Origin of the sequence: Legionella jordanis (genome assembly GCF_900637635.1) — a bacterium.
Lineage (GTDB): Bacteria > Pseudomonadota > Gammaproteobacteria > Legionellales > Legionellaceae > Tatlockia > Tatlockia jordanis.
The window spans coordinates 1,052,218-1,074,196 of the sequence record NZ_LR134383.1 but is presented as its reverse complement, the minus strand read 5'-3'; the positions used below and the strand labels follow the sequence as shown (position 1 = coordinate 1,074,196).

Here is a 21,979-nt window from a genome sequence, read left to right as displayed (position 1 = left end):
CATAGTTCGCATGAAGTAATCTGTGAATAATTACCTAAATGCCCCATAATAGCCGACCAAATTGGCAATAATAATTGTATTAGCATAATTACTACAGGTACTGTCTTTAGTCATGTTCCAGTTAAAAAGCCCAGCAAAGCCAATATAAGGTGGGAAATCCGGATCACAGTTACTCTCTTGCACATCAATTCCATGAGCGATTTGCGTTTTAGGATACCCAATAGCTAAAAGCTGATTAGCAAAGGCAATACCCCAATCGCCACCATTAAAATAAGTTTGTACATTGATTAAATCAAAATTTTTGGCATTCACTGCATCTATTTGTGTATCTCCGATACCGCCTGGCTCATCATTATTTCCTGCAGGAGTAATGGTTAAATAATAAGGTCTACCATCTTGCAGTGAAGCATAGTTTAAGGCATTTCTTAAATTGGCAATCACACCATCAAAGTTGGCTTGGGGAATAGAACCACTGGTCCCACCTACGCTTTCATCATCTATATCAAAGCCGTCGAGATTATTGGCACGAATAAATTGAATCACACTGGGAACAAAAATGTTCGCGTGATTTACGTAATCCTTATTAATAGCCGTCCAATCATCCTGGTTCCAACCTAAAGAGATCAAAATTTTTATGTTGGGGTTTGCCGCGCGGGCTGTTTTTACTAATAAAGATTGGCGTGCTGGTTCCTCAGGTTGTCCTCGTTCATAAGTCAATATCGCTCCATTTTGCTGCGCATAGGCATGGGCAAAAGCTATAAAAATAGCGCTAACACGATTAAAGGGAGGAATCGGGGGCTGATTGGGCGGCAGCCATTGGCCTGGCCCTGAATTGTAGATTGGGTAAAACGTACCCGCGTAAGGAAGCGGGAATTTACTGCTTGGCAGCGTTCTGCTTGCAACAACCAGAACGCGATTGCCCAATACAGGTACAGAGCAGGTTGCACCTTTAAACGCACAAATTCGTGGCGTTAGCATTGATTGTGAGTTTTGCCCTGTCCCTTGTAAGGACACTATAAATGAGCAACTTGCACCCGCAGCTAAAATGGAACAGGTATTGCTGATTAATGAGGCTTGCAGTGCATTGCCTGTAATTCCATAACCAGGTTCTATAGTAATTCCATTTAACACTTTTGAAGTGTTATTTCTCGCATTATACGTTAGATAAGTAGACCCTGTAGCCGAGATGGCAATGGGGCTAGAACTGCTTGGAGTAATCTCAATAATGGATGCCGCTTGCATTGTTGTCGTCAACGAGAGTAGGCAACAGTAGACTGGCAATAAAATATATCTTTTCATGAATGGATTCATCCTTATTGGCCAAAGGAAACAGCTAGAGTAAATATAACTGCCTGTGTATAGAGATTTTTTACCTTGAGGCGAGCTGATGATGTTTGTGCCGCTGATGGACCTAAGGTCGCTGTATCTAAATTGAAATATTGATACCCCGCAGAGGCATGATATTGAACCTGTCGCTGTTGATCATCCCAGAGCAAGTATTGAAGTCCTGCGCCTAATTCATAGGAAACAGTTTGTTTGGTGCGATCAGTAAAGGGCATTGCTGGAGATGCACTCAAAGAAGAATCGTTTGGTTCCTCATGATAATCATAAAATTTATTCCAGCTTGGGCCAACCCCAATCAGGGCATAAGGTTTTAATGCAAAAGCAGAGTAAATTGCTTTGGCTTCGACCATCAATGAATTGCTTCTTGCATGAAATCCATAACGAAGGGTATCGAAGAGGCCTTCATTAACAAATGGGTATTCTGTTCCCTTAACATCACCCAATCGAAAAAAATAACCGGCTACACCCAGGGATAATTTAAAAGAAGAAAAGACAGTATTTTCAAAAGTATGACTTGCTCCTACAGCCCCAAAAAACTCCGTGTTGGTTTGGTTTTGGCTGTAATAGGCATTGGTAAGCACCTCATCGATTGCAACCAATCGGTTATTTTTGAGATTTGAAAAATTAGGACCGCCAGAAGCAAAAAAACTGATTTGGTTGGCAAATCCAAAATTCGAGAGAGTCAAAACAATGAATGCGGAAACCAGAAATTTTTTAAAACTAACATCCATATTAATTTGTTATCCTTTTTTAATTATGAAGAGGATTCACATCATCACTCAGAGAATCACGACTAAGGACTGTCTGAGGTGGCATGATGCTATCCCTAGTCTTGCCTCCTTCAGCAAGCAAAACGGATGGACGCAAAGCAACAACCGGGTTCAAATTCTATGTGGACAAGCCTATTAAAGCAACTAAGATTTAGTGCTTAAATACTACTTAATATTACAGAGATAGGTCTTGGCTGTTTATAAGGAGTGATATAATTTAAGTAACATGTCACACCAGTAGGCTATAGGAATTGGCGATGAGTAAGGCTTTTACCAAAGAAGATGATGACTATATTGAACCAGAGCGCCCTGAATTAGAGTTGCCAAGTATAAAAAATTATATGACTCCTACTGGTTTTGCAATGCTGCAGACGGAATTACGCAATTTAGTTAATACTGAAAGACCTGAGGTTGTAAAAGTAGTCAGCTGGGCAGCAAGTAATGGTGATCGCTCTGAAAATGGGGATTACATTTATGGAAAAAAACGTCTACGTGAAATTGATAGACGCATTCGCTATTTGATAAAACGATTGGAAACTGCTGAAGTAGTCGACCCTAAACTTCAAATTGGCCTGACTCAAGTATTTTTTGGGGCCACAGTCCAATACATCAATGAAAATGGCGAATGTCATTCCGTCAAAATTGTCGGCCTGGATGAAGCAGACATTAAAGCCGGGAAAATAAGTTGGGTCTCCCCTTTGGCAAAAAAATTATTGAAAGCTCGAGTTGGTGACTGCATATCCTTAAAAATCAGCAACATAGAAAGTCTTTTAACGATAACCAATATTTCCTATGAATAATTCTTTAATTCAATTCCAGACAACAAGGTCATTTATAAAAAAACCGGTTTGCATCAAACATTCTCTCCTACCACGATGCAATCAAATCCTAAACTCTATCAGCTGCAAGGAGGAGGAGATACTTTAAGAGCCTTTCATCACACATTTTGAAAATAAGTGGGTCTTGCGAGAAATAAATCTTAAGCCTATACGTAACAGCAAGCAACACCGTACTTGTCGCAAACTCTTGCTGGCTTTTGATTAAAGCAATCCAGCCTTCTAGATTTTCCGAGGATTGATATCAGGCGGAGTCTCTGTGATAACGGGTGGTTTTAATGGATCACTAAGACGGCCCCCAGAAATATGTTTTAAATCCTCTTTATTTACAGCATTTTTCCATTTTTTATTATTTGCGGGGAAGTTAACAGACTTTTTCATGATTTATCCTTTACCAAGGAAGTACTATAAGCATAGCTCAATGGACTAAAGATTTTCTCATGTGCAGACGCCTTAGACCATACTGACTGAAAAATCTGGTCTTGTACAATAGTATCCCAGGATAGGCATTCAGGTGCCTAGGTATTATCACTCTTAATGGTTTAACGACGCTCATCAAGTATACGGCGAATCTCATCCGGCTCAGCTGGGCTCTCGGGAAAACGAACCCTGCCTCCGGAAATATTCTTTAGATCCTCATTTTTAATGGATTTCTTATTTTTATTTTTAGAAAGTCCCTTGGGTGACTTGTTCATGGTTTTATCCTATAAAAAAGCTTCAATTTAAGAATAGTCCAATTTAGGCATTGATTTTATTTGGAATTATTCTTGACCCGAGCTCATTTGTGGTACATCTTATCCTCACGTTGTCCTCTCGGCTCAAAAGATGATCATTGGCGACCTATTTAACTGGTTTCATGAAGATGAACAATCATTTAATTTTACTAATCAGCGCTTATCGAAAGACCTTCTCGAAGCAGAACACGCGCAAGCAAAAACAATAAACCGTATCCTTTTAAGTGAAGTCCGGCTAGCCAAATTTAATGGCCTTGAAGTACGCGATGCTCAAAATCAGCTGGAAAAACATATTGAATTTATAGATTATCTTGATTTTTGCGGCAAACAATTCCTTGAGGATCCTGAAAGCTCATTATTTTTAGTCACATTAAAATACATGTTGGCCAACACGCAAAAAGGATTGGTCCATCTCAATGTTAAATTAAATGATTTATTTACTGCTTTGTTAAAAGAAGACAGGGGAAGTGCACTTTCTTTTTATCATGAAAATGAGAGCTTATTTCAAAATCATCCTGAAATTCAAATTCGTGTAAAGCTTGAGGTATGCGAGCAAAGTCGTGATGAAGCCGTTAGGCGAGTTGAAAAGCATTTGGCTCACTTAAGCAAACAGTTAAGCAATCAACAAAATCCCCTAGGGATCATTGCCTTATGCCGAGAGTGGCTTAGCGACACAGAACAGATTGCTGCGTTGATACTCTGGCTATTACAGCGTCAAGTCAGTACAAAACAAATTCTTCAAACCTACTTACTTCATGATTTTCTTAAATACCACTTATTTACCCTGCACTCAGAAGACAGTGAAGTGTTTCATTTATATGCTCTGCTTAACCGTTTCCCAGAAGCCAAAGAACTTATAGAAGCAGCCCAGCAAACAGGTAGTGATGAACGAGGATTCCAGCACTATGCACTGAATGGCTTTTTGAGCGAGAATGAACTTGATAGTGTTCCGGCTAAACGGTGTCCTTTAGAGTTTTCATTGACCACAGCGAATTTTTTGGCCTTGCATGAACTGTTTGGCCTGCCTTTCTTATCTTCAGCTGTAATCACTTCAGTAGAACACAAAAATTTAACCTGGATAGAAACCTTAAAGCACACATTAAATCAACCGGAAATTGTAACTCAGGAAATTCCTGCTCTTATCAATACAATCGCCCATATATCCTCTCCCCAGATCCTAGAGAGTTTAGCGGCGTTGATCGATGAAGCTACGGCACAACAACTGCTGTCTAAGAATGAAGGTGCGGTATTTTATCTATTACCTTACAAACCCAAACTTTCTGAATACATCAATGAAAAAAACATTACCGGATTTATACATCAAATCACTGAAAAGTATACTTCTGAGTCAGAAATTCTTTTTCAACTAATGGCATTATTCTCAATTCTCCCGAAGAAAAACAATCCTCTCGCACAACTCGTATTCCAAGCAATCATTGATAATCTCGTGCACCATCCACTTCTGCTGGAAGATGACAGATTAGTGCGTCATTTAAGAAAATTCCCAGCTTGCAAGAGGATGCTTTTCGAGCAAAGTGAGAAAATAAAAAAGCAAGTACATGAATGTATAATTGAACAAGCCTACAAAACGCCGTTCAACAGCCACAACTATCATATTATTGAAGACCTGTGGGTAGATGCAACGCGAAAACTGGCCGTACTTGATCTCATTTCACCTCAAGAGAAATTCAATCTCAATCACAAATATGCCTTGCAGGCAAGGATTGCTGAAATGAATCTTTCTTATTGTGGAGAAAATTTTGATTTGGATGCCTTTATCGAATCGTTATCCTTTCCTCCTGTAGTGACAGAACATGGAGTCAGTGAATACGAACGTTTTCTTATTGAACTTCTTGCGGTTATCGACAATGACCCGATAAGAAAACAAATCATTAGAAAGCTGGAAAATTACCCAGTCCTCCGGCTTAATTGGGCAGAAAAAGAATATGAAGGCAAAACACTTTTTCTTAAAGCCGCAAAACATGGAAACCTAGGTTTGCTTGATTTTTTGAACGATCAGGTTGCACCAGAAACTGTGGTGGAAGCAATGAGTAAAGCCGCAGAATATAACCAATGGAAATTTGTGGATAGGATCATCTGCCAGACTAAAGTTCAATTGAGTGAAGTAGACATTGAAGCACTTATATTGAAAGCAACGGAACATGGCCAGGTCAATATCATAAAAAGCCTTTCGGATACCTATGGTTATGAACCAACCACTGGTGAAGTGGTCAAAATTCTTAAACAAGCAATTAAAAATAACAAGCTTAATGTGGTTGAATATTTCTATAATTTTTCCGGCAAAATTCCAAGTCAATCGGTTATAAATAAATTGTTTGATTCGGCAGTCAAGCTGGAATTTTGGGATATTGCCCTATTTCTTGCGGATTCGGAAAACCATTCTCCCTCACGCGTCACTATTGAAAAAGCTTTTAGCCGTGCAGCCGAGACCATGCAAGTGGTCGCAACAAAACGATTTTGCACTTTATCAACACATATCCCTGTCTCCAGTGCGTTCCATCGGGCTTTTGTAAAGGCATGTAAGTCAGGCCATTTACCAATGGTTGAATGCCTCCACGATGCAGCTGAACAATTGCCTCGGCCAATTATTGAAAAAGCCGTGGTGCAGGCAATTAGTAATGGGCATCAGGAAATTATTAGCTATTTATACTCATCCATTTATCCGCCTGATCAATCCTTAGTGAATCAAGGTTTTATGACTGCTGTAAAAACAGGACAGCTAACCCTAGTTGAGTTTTTTTCTGCCATAGCCAATAAAAATACTCCTTCTCAGCATGTGATTAGACAAGCCATGTATCTGACTGCCAAGAACGGGCAAGTAGAACTCTTTAATACCCTCTGTCGTTTTGAACAAAATCCACCAGCCAAATCGGTTATAAAGCAAGCTTATCTTCTCAGTGTAAAAAGTGGAAAATTAGGGATTGTTGATTACTTATGCATTAATAAAATGCATGTATTCAATCAAAGAGACATTGAGCAAGGGCTTATCCTGGCAGTGAAATTTAAAAAACCCCTAATTGCACAATATTTATGTGGGCTTCCTGCAAATGGCCACCATAAAAAAATCCTAAGGATTGCCTATAATAAAGCAGTTTCGACTGGTCAAAATGAACTGGCTGACTTTTTAAGGGAACAATTACACTGTAAAAAAAGGCAACAGAAAACAAGCAATTCCGAAATCGCTAATCGTTCAGCGAGGAAGAATGAGCTTGAAGTGGAGGATAAGAGTAACCCAGGAAGTGAGCCTATGCCCACGAAACAGCCTGCTAATGTTGGAATATCATTAACAAGCCAAGGATTTTTTAAAGCAAAATTGCAACGCAACAGTCCTACTTCAGAGAATTTAGTTGGATCCATGCTTGTTGATTATAAAACACGAGATTTTTAATGTTTCTTTTTGATAGAAGAATAGAGCACTTAGACTACTCAATAGGCGCCTTCCTATGAGCTTAGGAAGACGCCTTCAGAAAGACACCCCTACTTGCGCAAAGTACGAAAACCCACCCTTTTCAAACCCAATTTAAGAAACAAAGTAGATTCATTCCAAGATTAATCAGGCATTCAGTGCTCTTTTAGCTTCTTCATCCATTCCATTCGCAATTAACTGCTGGGTGGAATGCCTAAACAAGGCAAGATGGACGCAGGACTTCAGCAACGAGTACAGCCTCCATTGAACTAACATTCTCAAGCGAATGGGATGGGTAGTGAAGCTTATTCCTGCTGCATGACCAAGTAATTATCGAGGCCCAATCCGATCAATTTCCATTGCAACTATTGCTTCGTCATCTTGGCTTTGTTGCGCATCAAATTTCTCAAGTCCTTCCCGTACATAGTCTTCAACAAGTTTTTTTCTTGTCTTATCAAAAAACCCAGGTGCGGCAGGGGCGAAAATTCCATTAGTTTCCCGTCTTAATCTTTGTTCTTCTAATGTTCTCGGCGATGAAGGAGGAGTAGTATATTCAAATTTTTCTTGCATTTTTTTTCTCCGAGGTGAAGGTAAAAACCACAACTATAAACAAAGAACCGGTCTAAATCAAACAGAGTCAGCACCAAGGCTCATGAAACAAGATCCTATACTTCTTATGAGCTGTATAGAGGTTTTACATTCAGAAGTTGTAATCTATTGTTAGATGTATCGTTTTATATTTTCCATTGACCAGGCACCAGTTAAAAAGTCCTTCAGAGTGTCTGGTGATATTCGATGGCCTTGTTGCCCCGGCCTCATCGAATTAATTGGTGTTGAAATCAACGTTAGTAAATGAGCTAAATGCTCTGTATGAGTATCCCCGCTAACAACAATCAATGTGGTATTGCCAGGCTTTTCATGTTGGAGGATTTGCCATACATCCATCACTAATGTCGCATCAAAATGATAAATTTCATACAAGTAATAAATTTCCAGCCATTTGACTATTATTTCAAATGATCTCGCCTGCCCCATTTTTTCAATGCAAATATCTAGTATTGAACCCGATGGTTTATGTTCTCCATCAGTGATAGGCATACAGCATTCCTTTTCCAAATCCTTCGCGAGAGCCAGTGCTTTAACGAGATTGTTAATACATGATTGTATGTAAGAACCTAAGTGTAAATGACTTGGGTCAATTTCTTTCCCTAACTGACTTAATCTGCCTATTTCTGAATTTAATAAATTAAATAAATCTGGGAAAGTAAACGTTCTATTATAATCTTCAGCTATATCCAGGAGAAAATCTGTGAACTTGGGGTTGTCAAAATAGGAAGAATTAGAAGGCGGTAACTCCGATAGGGTTCTAAGAAAAAGAAACACATCAGTAAACGCCTCATTATATTGACGCTTATCTGCGGGTATCACGGTTAGATTGGGAGAATTAAGGAATAAAATACTATCTATAAAGCTTAAATGGTCTGAATTATTCTTTTCCTCGCCCTCTATGCTTTCCAGGAAAATTTTAACGTTTGGGGAATTGTTTATGTATTCATTTAAAAGTTGGATATATTCCTCAGCCAATTCTTTACTCATGGTGTCATGAATTTCACCGAACAACAAAATTCTAATGTCCTGGTACATAAATTGATAAAAACTGCATAAACCACCTAAAGTAAAACTCTTTACAATGGCCTCTTCAGCAAAAAATTTTATAGTGTTCATTGAGATGAATATTTCCGCGATCTACTTGGTAGACAATTATACTATTTATTTAAATTGAAAACAAAATGTCATGCAATCTGAAAGATGTATCAAGGAAAAATATTTAAAAGGCAGGCAATCTGGACAAGGGGAGATAGCAATCAGGCTTTCAGTACTTCCTTTAATTTCAGCAATAGCAGGCGTTAAACCCGAGTGTCCACAAAATCTGTTATGCATTCAGTACTGGCCTTACAGATAAAAAAGGAACAATGTTCATGCAAATGAATCTCTATGAATTGATTTATCACTCGCACGCCATTAATAATCATTTGAACCCAAGGCATTTCTGCGTTATGTTTTATGGTTCTGTTGACAAATTAATATGGAAATAGTTTCAACAATACTTGTTATTAATCCGATTATCTTTTAGAAAATATTTATCCTGCACTAATTCAAGAATAGATTTATTCGTTAAATCTCTTCTACTGCGTCGGTTCACTCGATGGTTTTTTAGTCTTCACATTTTTAAAATAACAAGGAAAGGAGTTCTAATGAAAAAATACTTGCTTCTTAGTGCCTGTTCTATTTTGGCATGGGTATCAATGGATACCTCTGCTGCACCCGCCGTAGCTCAACCTACAACATGTATAGCTAGTCAATTTTCTGCTACAGGAAATGAACATTGGAAAGACATAAGCCTAAAATTAACCAATAATTGTGGCCAGGCCGTCGATTTTCAAAATGCTACCATTACCTTTGATAATACAAGCAATATAAATACTTCATTTTGGGGTAATTTTGATCCGCTTCCTTATCCTGATAATGCATTAGCAATCAGTTCACAACCCTCTGGGAGCAATTTTTTAGCCACCCTGAATTTACACTTTCCCAGTTGGGACGGATCCACAACGATGCTTCCCTCAGGAAAATCCATTACCCTTATGTATGGTGCTCCTGCCGATGATCACGTCGACGGCAGTACGAAAGTTTATTTAGGTTCAACCCCTAGTACAGGCATTCTTAACTTAAAAAACAACAGTTCAAAACCAGCAAATGTAACTCAAAATTATGCACTCATCCATCTTGCAATGAATGGACAACCCATTCAGGATGTGCAATTAGGCTGGGGGGCGACTTTAAATGTTAATGGGCTTGCAACAGGCACGTACACCATTTCTCCAGAAAGTATCACTGATACTGTAGGAACGACATTTCAAGGTTCTGCTGTCCCACAAACAGTGCAAATATTGGAAAATCAAACGGCGAACTCGGTTATTGTTTATACCGCGATTCCCAATACCGGAAAAATCAATATTCAAACGCAAGCATTACCAAATGAGCTTGCAGGATACACTGGCAATCCAACAGTAGTGTTGACTCAAAGCGGCACAGGCTCGAGTACGTCTAAAGCCGTTACCTGGGATAGTACGACGACCGTTTCTAATTTAAAAGACGGTAGTACTTATGGTCTGACAACAGCAGTCATCAATCATAATAACGTTAAATGTAATCCCACCTTGATACCCGCTAACGTGGTTGCGAGTGCCACAAACACACCTGTAGTTAATTTAACCTACAGTTGTCAGCAAGTCGCACAAACAGCCGCAACGTTTAATTTACAAGGTGCACCTGCGACGTTGGCTTCATTAACGGTCACTCTAACACCGAATGATAATACTGCACCTGTGGTACAAACCATTAATTTAAGTAATGGTTCTGGTTCAGCGGTTATCAATTTAACTGAAGGCGTCATTTATACGATTTCAGCTGAAAATGTTCCAGGTTATAGCGTTGGTTTCTCACCTCAACCATTAACTGCTACAGCAAATGCGGTGGAAACAATCACCTTAACTCAAATTGCAGAAGCCAAAGGACGAATCATTACGTATGTTCCAGGATGGAAAACACCTCCTTCTGCACAATCTTTAGCGAATGCAGGATACACTCATGTGATGGTTGCTTTTGCTGTGTTCAGCACCACCACACCGGGTGTATTAGTTTCTGCATTTGACACAGTGACCAAAGAATACATTCAATCCCTACACAATGCCGGTATCAAAGTCATACTGTCATTAGGCGGCGCCTTAACCAGTATTCCTGAGACTACTGTGGATTTTCATCAAGTCTTAAGTGCTGCCAGTTCTCCAGCAGCCTTCCAGCAAACCTTCATTAATTCACTCAATGGATTGATCGCTCAGTATGGTTTTGATGGATTTGACATTGATATTGAGCATGGAATCAATGGCGGTGGTACCTTCTCTCAGCCTCAAGGTGATATTGCTGTTTTAGCAAATATCATCAATAGCATGCATCAACAAAATCCTAATTTATTAATTACCCTCACCCCTCAAGTAGCCAATATTGCTGCCACCTCTGGATTTGATCAAACTTGGGGGAATTATGCGTCATTAATTCTGCAAACCCATGACTCTTTAGCTTGGGTGGGAATCCAGTTATACAATACCGGATGTGCGTTTGGCATTGATTTGCTGTGTCATGCTGATACAAGCAACACGCCGAATTTCAGTGTAGCCATGGCGACTGATTTATTAGAAAACTGGCCTGCAACGGTTAATGGTCAAGCAACCGGTTTTCAACCCTACATCAGCCATTTGCAACCAAGCCAAGTCGTATTAGGGTACCCAGCTCCCAACGCGAACGGCAACAGCGATGGATTACCTGTAAAACCAACTGCCATCATTAAACGAGCAATTCAATGTTTAAGAACTGCTACAAAAAGCAGCACAAGCTGTGATACCTATGTTCCCCCACGTGCTTATGGGGCAATTGGTGGTGTGTTTAACTGGGAAGTAACTTATGATCAAAACAATAACTTTAAGTTTGCTACTGATCTTAAAAATTGTGTGTTAAATGGAATCTGTAACTAACCTTCAATGCGCCATTTAATGGCGCATTCTTCCTCTAATTGAAATCAACAAGGAATTCTTCTATTTTATCATTCACAGGATCGTATTGATGTCGCCTCGTGTAATTTAAATTTTTCCCATATACATGCAGAGAAATTGCGACTGAATTAGAAACATTGATGACACTATGAATATCATCCTCTGCCAAAGTAATGATGTCTCCAGGACGACACCGAAGCGGAGCACCTCCCCGTTTGATCTTTGCATAGCCTGGTTTTGTACCATCATCCAAACGAGTCCAAAAATAATTCTCTTCAATCCCTCTGACGCAACCAACAACTCCCCACGTTTTGTGATCATGTGGTGTGATTTCTCGACTGGGCTGCCAAGCGAGTAAATTCACGGCTAAGGAATGGTCTGCTTCTTCATGCAGTAACCATGAAGTATAGCCTTTGTCCAAATCCACGCTCAGATACTGTTCCTCTAACCATTCATCTGTGCTCACCCAAGGCTTCAAAATCTTTGAAACTTGCGCAACATTAGAGGCGCTATCCTGTTCAAAAATTTTTAATGCTCTCAGTTCGGTAATTAAAGGAACTAATTGCTTAGGAATTGCTGGGTTCATTTCAGGCCTTGTTGATGAGAAATAGTATTTACTATGTTATAAATTTAGCAGATGAATTGCTGATAAACCCTTCGACGGTGAATGGTCGACCTATAGTCATGAGGACTTTTTTGTACTTTTATAAATACAATGAAGAGCGCAAATAGAGGCTTAATTTCTATCATTAAACTGTAAATTAACAAAGCTCGGATTATCAAAGTAATTAAGGGATCCTTGCAAATCCAGTGGGGCACTTCCTCATCCACATCATATGTTCATTAGTTATCCAAACTAACTATACTTAAAGAAAGTTGCAGACCCTGCCCCAGGGATAAAACAGCACTGAAAATAGGCGCACGGGTGTGTCAACTATAAGAACGGTGAGCTTTGTTAGAATCTGGAGGTAGGAACGATGAGCAAGCAAGACAAGAAAGAAAAGCAACCTAGAACCCCAAATAAAGAGGATAAGGTTAATCCTAAAGACCTGGAAAAGGTAAGCGGCGGTCGTTTGGGAGGCCCAATCCCCGGTTGGATTGATGGCAGGCCCAGAAAACCAAGACCCGGATAAAAGGCGGCAAGTCTCCTTGCAATTTGAATTAGGCAAATTAAGCGCCTTCAGCTTCTTTTAAATTAATGGGATTTGGCTGGCTGGAAATCTTGATCTTTTCATGAAGAACTCCTCGGTCCAACTGGCATGATAAAACTTAGGTAAAAATACCCTAATCAGAGTGGATTATAAGAAACTCTCAGCTAAATTTAATTAATATTTTGTTAATGGTTTTTCTTTATAATCATATTTCATCAAAACCTTCATATTTCTTTAAATTATGCCAAATAAATCCAAAGAAAAAGTATGGGTCTATGCAGAAACTGGAGTTTCCTTTAAGCATTTTTTTGATCCAAAAGAATTAATTAATCCTAAATTTAAAAACGGGGCAATTTATAAAGGTGAGTTACTATTAGATAATAATGAAATTGTTCCCTTAAATTAATCAGCAAAAGCGCAAAGAAATTGCGAAAGAAAAAAGTTTGGGTTTATGCAGGTACTGGAGTTGCTTACGACCAACCTATTGAACTCAATAAATTAGTTAATCCATTAAGCAAGAATGGCTTTATTTTTAAAGGTGACTTGCCGCTAAATAATGGTCAGATGGTTTCATTAGAATTAATCAACATTTCAGCACAAGTAAAACGTAAAAACTTGGTTTGGGTATACGCTAACACGGGGATTATTTTTGAAAACCCGGTCGATGCATTAAGCTTAATAAATCCCAAAAGAAACCCTAAAAATGGTTTAATTTGTGAAGGCCAATTACAACTTGATGATAATCAATTTGTTGATTTAGAGCTAATCAGCCTGCAAGCGCAAAAGCTGCGCGAAAGCCAAGTTTGGGTCTATGCTGGAACCGGTATTATTTTTGAACATCCAGTAGATCCATTTAACTTAATAAATCCCAAGAAAAGCACCAAGAATGGCTTCATTTGCGAAGGTCAACTACAACTCGATGACAATCGTATTATAGATTTGGAGTTAATTAGCAGCAAAGCACAGAAAGAACGGCAAAAACAGGTTTGGGTTTATGCCGCTACAGGAGTGATTTATGAAGGTCCTGTAGAATACTCCAAATTAATTGCCCCCCAAAGAGTTCAAACAAAAAATGGATTTATTATTAAAGCCTCTTTAGGGATAGAAGGCAATCGAACAATCAATCTAGAGTTAATTAGCTCACTTGCACAAAAAGAACGTACAAAGCAGGTTTGGGTATATGCTAAAACGGGAATTGCATATGAAAATGCAGTAGACGCATCTAGTTTGCTAAATCCTAAAGTTTGTCCCGATAACGGCTTCATTTCCCAAGGGGATTTGCAACTTGAAAATGGTACGATAGTAGCCTTGGAACTAATCACAGTCTCAGCGCAAAAAAAGCGTGTAAATCAAGTATGGGTATATGCTGGGACAGGAATTGCTTATGCACATCCAGTAGATGTATTTAGCTTAATCAACCCCAAGAAAAACCCCGAAAATGGCTTCATTTGTGGAGGCCAATTACAACTTGATGATAATCAAGTTATTGATTTAGAGTTAATCAGCCTGCAAGCGAAAAAGCGCCGAGAAAAGCAAGTTTGGGTCTATGAAGGAACCGGTACACTATATGAAAACTCCGTCGATCCTACTTGCTTGATTAAGCCTGAATATCATCCAAAATATAATTATCTTTATAAAGGACAATTGGTGGATTCTCAAAATCAGTCTATTTCTCTTGAATTGGTTGCCTCGCAAACGCAAAAAAGACGATTTGAGCAACAACAACTAAACCAACAAGGCCTCCCAAGAGTCACTGCACCCAATAGGCATAAAAGAAAAGTATCATCAATTGAAGGGAAAGACCTCTCCGATCCACAAGCAAAACAAAGCAGGGAAAACCAAAATTCAGGTAATTTTTTTGTATTCTTTAATCCAAACAGATCTCAATCAGTATCAACAGAAACAGGTAAATCACGTATTTTATACAAACTTTGAACGCTGTTGCGAGCTTTAAAATCAATGTGAAACTTGCTTAAATAACGAGCCCTCGAACTAGGATTCGAGATGCACTGGCGTCTCACTACGCGATCACCTTGGCTTGACACTCATTTAAAAGTTAGAGTGCATCATTAGGGATAGAAATTACTCAGCCAGCGCAAATAACGTATGCGTTATGGCTGTCATCCTACTTACAAAGAAAGGATCTCAAGGCATAAATTTTCATTGCGAGAAATCAGGTTTAAATACTTGGAATTCAAATATTTAAATTTTTTCGGAAAATTCTTCCGTACTTTGGATAACGATACGAAGGAATACCCCTGCCAAGCAGCGAAACTATAATAAATGTCGTCAGACTTTAATCAATATGCTATGTTTCCAAGCCTCATTCGATTTTTGAGAATTAACATGAGATTAGGCATAAAAATTATACAATATTTTGTCATTACAGGATTATTATTTAGCTTAACCGCCTGTATGAAAACAAAGTCTGCAGAACATGAATTAGCTTCTTATAAAGTTAAGGGTAAGGTATATACTCCTCTTAGATCTTCAAGAGGGTATAAAGCACGAGGATTAGCTTCGATTTATCATAAACGCCTCCATCATCATAAGACTTCTAATGGAGAGCGCTACAATATGTATTCTATGACAGCTGCACATCCTACGCTTCCATTTAATACCAGGGTACGAGTTAAAAATGTAAAAAATGGACGAACAGTCGTCGTTCGCATTAATGATCGAGGGCCTTTTTTTAGTACGCGAATAATCGATCTTTCTTATGCGGCTGCAAGACGCCTGGGAATCACCGGCTCTTCTATGGTAGAAATACAGGCTATTAATTAGAAATAAAATTGAAATTCAAATATTGTATGCCACATCGGTCAAACTTACTAATACATTATGGCTCCATCAAAAGTAAGTTATTGATTTACAATAAAATGACATTGAGTCAGACAAAAGGCAGATAGATAAACATAGTATTTAAAATAATTTAATCTGATTAATCAGATTTAGTAAAGTCCTCTATTACTTAATCAATTATCTCTGTTGCTCGGAATTTAGATTTTGACTTTCATTGAAATTTCAAACCCGAAAGCATGAGTATATTTTGCAATGTTTTCCTACCTGGGTTTACTGCATCTAATCTAGAGATGTTACTCTTCTGAGCTACCATTTTGTGAGCGATTTCATCCTGAGACAAACCTGACCTTTTTCACATACTCAGTAATGTATCAATTAATGCAAATTCTTCATTAAGACTCTCATATTCAGCTTTCACTTCAGGCTAAACTAAAGGTTTCAGGCTGTTTGTTAGTCGATAATGAAATTGGTTGATTTGTATCAGTTTAATTTTTCTCCATTAGGAGTCACTGCTCATCAGCAATGACTCTATTATTCCAACTACTATCTTATAATTTTGATTTTTTTGACGGATGGCTGGATGTGTCTTCTAATAAAAAATCCTCAATATCCTCTGGCGCCAATCCCCCTATAGCGGGTGGTAACTCATTGAAGTAGGACAAAATAGGATCCACGCTGACTAACTTTTCAAAGGGATTCTGGTCTGAATTAACTTCTATTGAAGCCACCACAGGATTGGGATTTGTTGTAACTGAATTAGTAAAAGGTGCAAAAAAGGCGTACCTTGAGGATGCATTATTAACAAATCCCCCTGAATTATGGCCGACGCTTATTGAATTGGTTGTCTCTTCTAATAATTCCAGATGCTCATTCACTCCTGATCTTTGTTCAAGGGGTTCTGAAACCATAGGTTCAATGGGGAACTGTTCACCATTGGATGCAAGCTTTGATCTTTTAGTGGCGGTTCGCTTCCTCTGGTATAATGCGTTTGCTTTAAACACCTGAATTACTTCATTATTAGCCATCGTAACATACCAATTCTGACCCTTTTTAAAATAAGGTAGATTATCTGGTACAGGGTCACCATTTTTAAACTTCAGACGATTTCCTGGCAATTGCGACGCCGTATAAATCTGTTCCTTTGTATCTCCATTTAGGATATAAAATTTCTTACCCTCTGTTTTGATTTCGGCTTCCACGGGAACAGCATGACCATTGGCATATCTTAACCCGCTAGAAGGTTGTGTATTAGCACTAACTGGGGGAATTTTTTGAGGATCTTCCCTTAAAGAATCTGTAAGACCTTCGAGTTCTGTGAAATCCAAGAAAGGGAAAGGCGCATCAAGAGTTTCCATGAAGGATATGTCTGAAGACTCATAGGATGAATCAGTTAGTCTATTTAACTCTTGCCCTAAGGTAAGTGTGGCTAAGTTGCCTTCGCTTTCGTGGTTTGAGTGGGTAGAAATAACGGCCAAACTAGACTTTGACTGTTTTTGCTTTTTTGTTATTCCTTTAGCGTAACGCTGATTTGATAAAGTATTTGACCTGAATACCTGAACTCTTTCTCCAGTTGGCATCAGGACATACCTTTTCTTTCCCTCTTTTATGTGGGGCAAATTTTCAGGTACTAAGTCACCATTTTGAAACTTTAGACGGCTGCCTGATATTTGTACACTGGTATATACTCTCACCTTTTCGTCACCATGTAAGGCAAAAAAATGCTTTTTCTCTTTTATTATTGCGATATCACCCGGAACTAAGGTCCCGTCACTATATTTTAATCCGCTAATCCCTTGGGGCTTAACTGGCTTCTCAGGGATTTTCAATTTGTTTTTTTTACGTTGGTTAGCCTGGTTCAAAGCATGAGCAGTAAATACAGGTACATCTGATCCATCGGCGGTGGTAACAGACCTTTTCTTCCCCTCAGTCGAAAGAGGCAAATTATCTGGAACCGGTGTTCCGTCTTTAAATTTAGGATTCAACCAGTAAGAAGTGAATACTTCTTCTTTAATGCCATCATTAAGTAGAACAAATTTCTTATCTCCTTCCTCTATAATTTCAGTATCATCAGGAACCCCCTCGCCGTTCTTAAATTTTAACTGTGATTTGCTTCTTTGTTCCACAGTGATAACTTCTTTTTCAGTACCATCGGGCATAACACAAAATTTTGTTTCATTTCTTTCCCATAACAAAGCAGTTGGAGGCACTCTTTCGCCTTGTTTGGTACGTAATTGGTGGGTTGGTAGCTGATTAGGAGTAAAAACTTGAATATGGTTACCATTATCATCTACGTGGTAATTTTTTCTCTTTATTTTGACTATTTTTTTTCCATTCGGTACTTGGGTACCATCTAAATAAAAATAGATTGGGCCTTTGGTCGCTAACATATGAATCTCTAAAGTAAAATGAACACTTATCCATTTAAATGTATTATTTTTGGTCTAAATTTAACATTTTTTTATTAGGGTAAGATTAAGGAGGAAAAAATTTCTGCGTTAATGAGTATCAGGCTGGTATTTTTTTCTTGTTCAAAGCGCGTTAATTCTTAGATAACGTTCTATTTTATAATTTCAAAAATTTCTAAGGTTTTAAACTGTTTAATCTGCTTTATTTTACATTTACTGTACCATCAACGTTGTCCAAAGCATTTTTGGAGTAGTTGTTTACCCTATAATAGGATCGTTAAGGCAAAGCAAAATATAAACCCAGTAGTTCGAAGAGCTCATAAGGATTTAAGATCGCATACCTGTAATAGATGTAAAAAATCTATTAAGTTTATTATCGGTAGAGCATTGACATTTGTCTAAGTTTTGGATTTTTTTAATATCATGTCATAGTAGTTTCATAGAAAAGCATAAAAATGGAGTTACAATGCGAAAGAAACTGATAATTACTTTTTTGCTCTTAGGCTGGAGTACTTCCCAAAGCTGTACGACAGTATTTTGGAATAATAATCCTCAAGCCAAAGTAGTTGCCCGCTCAGTAGATCTATTTACACCCGATCTACCAAAAATAAAAGTGTTCCCCAGAGGAGTTGAACGGCATGGCGAGGCAGGCAAAAATTCGCTTGGATGGAAATCTAAATATGGAAGTGTGGTGGTCACAGAATTTAATTCTTCTGCCGTTTCTGATGGTATCAATGAGCATGGTTTAGCAGCGCACCTTTTATATTTAACTGGTTCAACATATGAAAAAAGAAATGTATCTGTTCCTGCTTTATCCAATACTCTATGGGCTCAATACATACTTGATAACTTTAAAACGGTTAATGAAGCCGTTTCTGCCATTGATCAGTTTCAAATTGTTGAGACTGTAGTTTTTAATCAAAAATGGCCACTCCATTTGAATATACAAGATCCTACGGGTGACGCTGCGGTCATAGAATTTATCGATGGAAAAAAGAAAATTTATCATGGACCTCAGTACACCATAATGACTAATGAGCCTGCTTACGCTATTCAATTAGAAAATTTGAAACGTTATAAGGCATTTGGTGGAGCACTATCGTTACCTGGCGACAGCGATCCTTTAAGTCGCTTTGTTCGAGTTGCAACTTATTTAAAAACCTTACCAACACCTAAAAATATAAAAGATACAGTAGCCGGCGTTTTGTCTGTTATAAGAACAGCTATGGTGCCATTTGGGGCTATTGATACTTCGGGGAATAAGACGGAAGATGCATGGCCTACACGTTGGGTGTCAGTCGCTGATTTGACTAAAAAAACTTATTATTTCAGCTCAACTACAACACCAAGTGTTATTTGGCTGGATTTGAAATCATTGGATTTCGAAGGGAAAACTATTTTATCGCTCGATCCAAATGATACTCGTCTCGTAGGTGATGTAAAACAGCAGCTTCATGTTGATAAGGCATAAAGAACCGCAGAAAATACGAATGGGTATCTAAATCAGATGGATTTGTGGAGTCCAAATGATTCATCCCAATGTAGGATAATGGTTGACAAGAATGATACTCATCAATAAAAAGATGGTAAGGTTTATAAAGTTATAGAAGGCTCAGTGCCTATAGTCCATAAAAATCATACGCCAAAGATAATTAAACAATTGTGCAATTTGAAAAGCATGTGCCAGTTTCTTCTTTATTCTCCTCATTCCTAGAAACACTAGGGATGCAATCCAATTTTTCTTGTAAATCTATCGGAAGTATTTCTCTCGGTAGCTCATATTTTTTAACTGCAAATAGGGATAAATTTAATAAAGAAGAAGAATCTATGCTATTAAAACTGTGAAACTGATCATGATTCCATTGAGCAAAGGTGTTGCCAGTAGGAATCTGTGGAGGGATAAAATTACAATCTAATTTTTGTAGATAGCTAAAATATAAGTTTAAAGTATGAGGGACACAAGGGGTGAGATATAAGCAGCTTTGAGATGCTCGTTTAATAACTGGAATTGCAATGTCCAAGGCATCTTTTTCTGACAGTGGGCCTATTGCCTTTAAAGCTTCATTATAACCAACGAACCAATGTCTCCTTTCCTGGTTATATTTTTCATAAACTGTTTCCCCAACGCTTTCAGCTGAAATATTTCCATATTTAGAAATTTGCAAACTTATTGCCATGTTCATGGTTCCTTTCATGAGCTGCCCTAAAGAAAGCCCAGGATATCTTTTTTCCTCGTTCAATAGCGATATAACGGGCCTTAATACTTGAAAGCTGATCGCTTCGCCATGCTTACTTGAACGCATGTCCTCACGAAGGGCATTAATTAGTTTTGGAATAAACGTATTTTCTAATTGATATAAATCACTTAATGTCATAGTTATCGAAGAAACTGAATTTATTTAAAGCAATCATATATTATGAGGATTATTTGTCAATAATTAAATCAATTTGAATTATTGGAATTCATTTTCTTGATCTCACATGTTCTTGTAATATTTTTAAGTGTATCTAAAATTAACATCCGAAAAAGCTAAGCAGAATCAGTTCTGATGGTCTTATGTAAAGTTCGTAAAACCCTACTGCCAAGTGCGGTTTTGCAACATCAACGCTTTTTTATAAAGCTCATTTTTATTTCCCTTTGTCAATAAAACTGCCAGTTTAACTGGCTTGTTTTAATGGCAATTCGTTTAGCAAAATATTCAAAGTTTTTCTTGCAATGAGGTGGTTTCTTGTAATTTGGGTGGTAGTAAGAGAACGAACTCTCCTTTGCAGTGTGCTACCTCTTCTTGCAAACAAGCCCCGAGAGGAACTACTTCCCCTTATTATTTCGAATTACTTAAATATATAGGACTTAACTAGCAAGAAGATCATTCATGTTCAATATGTAATCATTTAGAGGAATAAAAATAAGTTTGAGTTTACGATTAATCAGACTTAATTTTATATTTCATTTGCTGTTGAAAATAAGGTACTCTTCAAAATTACGAATCTTCATTGAATAAAAATTTCTTGTTATTCTAAATAATGATGTCGAGAAAACTATGAGTCTCAAAAATCCATATATTAGAACTTGCAGACAATTTACAGATGGTAGTTATTCCCATAACGGAAAGGCTCGGTATATTGCACTCTCATCCTTTGCTCAAGATGCTTCATATTACGTGAGAGCCTTTATTTTAATCCAAAAAGACTTACTGAATTTATTTGATTACATAGAACCATCCGATGTAAATCTAAATACGTATTCTTATAGAGTGCACGAGCTTTTATTAAGAACCTGTGTCGAGGTGGAAGCTAATTTCAAGGCGATTTTGAGAGAAAATAAATATAGTAAGAAAGGAAATTGGAACATTACCGATTATAAAAAAATAGATGCCAGTCATTTTCTTTCTGATTATGAAGTATTTATTCCGAATTGGGATGGATCACAAAACAGAACCAAACCATTTGAAGCTTTTAAAATTGGTAATACATGCTACTAAACATGATAGACATGAAGAGTTTAAAGAGGCGAACTTTGAAAATCTTATTAAAGCGGTGACCGGTTTATTAGTTCTTCTTTCATCTCAGTTTTATACTTATGATTTTTCCTCTGGTCCTACTTTTTTAGCCTTAGAAAATGACCCAAATGACGATACGGAATCCGGAATAGGTGGTTATTTTAGAGTAAAATTTCCTAAACTACTTTCTAATGAGTGTTATGATTTTGAGTATACAGATATTCAAAACTCTAGCTCTTTTTTCGTACACTACCCCTATCCTACATAGGTTTAATAACTTAAATTATCGAGTGGGCCCCTAGAAATCTATTAATGTAGGGTTACATTGGTGTATTTCTTAAAAAACCTATGTTGCCTTAATTTATAATTAATTCTATAATACATTTAACACGGCCTGCTC

18 protein-coding genes are annotated in these 21,979 nt (G+C 37.8%); 9 read left to right on the top strand and 9 right to left on the bottom strand.

Annotated features, from left to right (window positions below):
- Positions 1–30: 30 nt before the first annotated feature.
- Both EL203_RS04920 and EL203_RS04915 read right to left on the bottom strand, forming a co-directional pair.
- The gene (locus tag EL203_RS04920) at positions 31–1,299 is read right to left on the bottom strand and encodes a glycoside hydrolase family 18 protein (RefSeq protein WP_122224893.1); all 1,269 of its coding nucleotides are present in this window, start codon (positions 1,297–1,299) and stop codon (positions 31–33) included.
- Between the two features lie 14 nt (positions 1,300–1,313).
- Complete coding sequence (locus EL203_RS04915; RefSeq protein ID WP_058470237.1) at positions 1,314–2,075, bottom strand: hypothetical protein; 762 nt, start codon at positions 2,073–2,075, stop codon at positions 1,314–1,316.
- 296 nt (positions 2,076–2,371) lie between these two features.
- Between EL203_RS04915 and greB the strand changes: the two genes are divergently transcribed.
- Entirely contained in the window at positions 2,372–2,914 is a 543-nt protein-coding gene (gene greB / locus EL203_RS04910; protein ID WP_058470238.1) for a transcription elongation factor GreB, read from the top strand.
- Positions 2,915–3,172: 258 nt separating this feature from the next.
- Here greB and EL203_RS14325 read toward each other — a convergent pair whose 3' ends face one another.
- Both EL203_RS14325 and EL203_RS14320 read right to left on the bottom strand, forming a co-directional pair.
- Positions 3,173–3,331, bottom strand: a complete 159-nt coding sequence (locus tag EL203_RS14325) for a hypothetical protein (protein ID WP_156413814.1) — start codon at positions 3,329–3,331, stop codon at positions 3,173–3,175.
- 161 nt (positions 3,332–3,492) lie between these two features.
- Positions 3,493–3,645 (bottom strand): hypothetical protein, encoded by a 153-nt coding sequence (locus EL203_RS14320; protein WP_156413815.1) that lies wholly within the window; start codon positions 3,643–3,645, stop codon positions 3,493–3,495.
- A gap of 130 nt (positions 3,646–3,775) precedes the next feature.
- On the opposite strand from EL203_RS14320, the gene EL203_RS04905 reads away from it, so the two are divergent.
- Positions 3,776–7,093, top strand: a complete 3,318-nt coding sequence (locus EL203_RS04905) for a hypothetical protein (protein WP_058470239.1) — start codon at positions 3,776–3,778, stop codon at positions 7,091–7,093.
- Between the two features lie 348 nt (positions 7,094–7,441).
- Here EL203_RS04905 and EL203_RS04900 read toward each other — a convergent pair whose 3' ends face one another.
- Together EL203_RS04900 and EL203_RS04895 are read right to left on the bottom strand one after the other, a co-directional pair.
- Positions 7,442–7,681 carry a hypothetical protein gene (locus EL203_RS04900; RefSeq protein ID WP_058470240.1) on the bottom strand — a complete coding sequence of 80 codons (240 nt, stop codon included), beginning with the start codon at positions 7,679–7,681 and terminating at the stop codon, positions 7,442–7,444.
- A gap of 150 nt (positions 7,682–7,831) precedes the next feature.
- A complete protein-coding gene (locus EL203_RS04895) occupies positions 7,832–8,836 on the bottom strand; it encodes a hypothetical protein (protein ID WP_058470241.1) in 1,005 nt (334 codons plus the stop codon).
- A gap of 530 nt (positions 8,837–9,366) precedes the next feature.
- Here EL203_RS04895 and EL203_RS04890 point away from each other — a divergent pair.
- On the top strand, positions 9,367–11,703 hold the full coding sequence (locus tag EL203_RS04890; RefSeq protein WP_058470242.1) for a glycosyl hydrolase family 18 protein: 2,337 nt from the start codon (positions 9,367–9,369) through the stop codon (positions 11,701–11,703).
- Between the two features lie 34 nt (positions 11,704–11,737).
- Here the strand turns inward: EL203_RS04890 and EL203_RS04885 are convergent, their stop codons facing one another.
- Positions 11,738–12,307 (bottom strand): cysteine dioxygenase family protein, encoded by a 570-nt coding sequence (locus EL203_RS04885; RefSeq protein WP_058470243.1) that lies wholly within the window; start codon positions 12,305–12,307, stop codon positions 11,738–11,740.
- Between the two features lie 391 nt (positions 12,308–12,698).
- Between EL203_RS04885 and EL203_RS14315 the strand changes: the two genes are divergently transcribed.
- From EL203_RS14315 to EL203_RS04875, 4 genes are all read left to right on the top strand, one after another.
- Positions 12,699–12,854, top strand: a complete 156-nt coding sequence (locus EL203_RS14315) for a hypothetical protein (protein ID WP_156413816.1) — start codon at positions 12,699–12,701, stop codon at positions 12,852–12,854.
- A 259-nt stretch (positions 12,855–13,113) separates the two neighbouring features.
- A complete protein-coding gene (locus tag EL203_RS14310; RefSeq protein WP_156413817.1) occupies positions 13,114–13,278 on the top strand; it encodes a hypothetical protein in 165 nt (54 codons plus the stop codon).
- 20 nt (positions 13,279–13,298) lie between these two features.
- Entirely contained in the window at positions 13,299–14,807 is a 1,509-nt protein-coding gene (locus EL203_RS04880) for a hypothetical protein (protein WP_058470244.1), read from the top strand.
- A gap of 480 nt (positions 14,808–15,287) precedes the next feature.
- The gene (locus EL203_RS04875) at positions 15,288–15,656 is read left to right on the top strand and encodes a septal ring lytic transglycosylase RlpA family protein (protein ID WP_232004025.1); all 369 of its coding nucleotides are present in this window, start codon (positions 15,288–15,290) and stop codon (positions 15,654–15,656) included.
- 566 nt (positions 15,657–16,222) lie between these two features.
- Here the strand turns inward: EL203_RS04875 and EL203_RS04865 are convergent.
- Positions 16,223–18,061: a hypothetical protein gene (locus EL203_RS04865; protein WP_058470245.1), complete on the bottom strand. Its 1,839-nt coding sequence runs from the start codon at positions 18,059–18,061 to the stop codon at positions 16,223–16,225.
- 484 nt (positions 18,062–18,545) lie between these two features.
- Here EL203_RS04865 and EL203_RS04860 point away from each other — a divergent pair, with 484 nt between their 5' ends.
- Positions 18,546–19,550, top strand: coding sequence for a linear amide C-N hydrolase (locus EL203_RS04860; protein WP_058470246.1), 1,005 nt, complete (start codon positions 18,546–18,548; stop codon positions 19,548–19,550).
- 181 nt (positions 19,551–19,731) lie between these two features.
- Here EL203_RS04860 and EL203_RS04855 read toward each other — a convergent pair whose 3' ends face one another.
- Positions 19,732–20,454, bottom strand: coding sequence for a hypothetical protein (locus tag EL203_RS04855; RefSeq protein WP_058470247.1), 723 nt, complete (start codon positions 20,452–20,454; stop codon positions 19,732–19,734).
- A 1,045-nt stretch (positions 20,455–21,499) separates the two neighbouring features.
- Here EL203_RS04855 and EL203_RS14520 point away from each other — a divergent pair.
- Positions 21,500–21,847: a hypothetical protein gene (locus tag EL203_RS14520; RefSeq protein WP_197723126.1), complete on the top strand. Its 348-nt coding sequence runs from the start codon at positions 21,500–21,502 to the stop codon at positions 21,845–21,847.
- Positions 21,848–21,979: the final 132 nt, after the last annotated feature.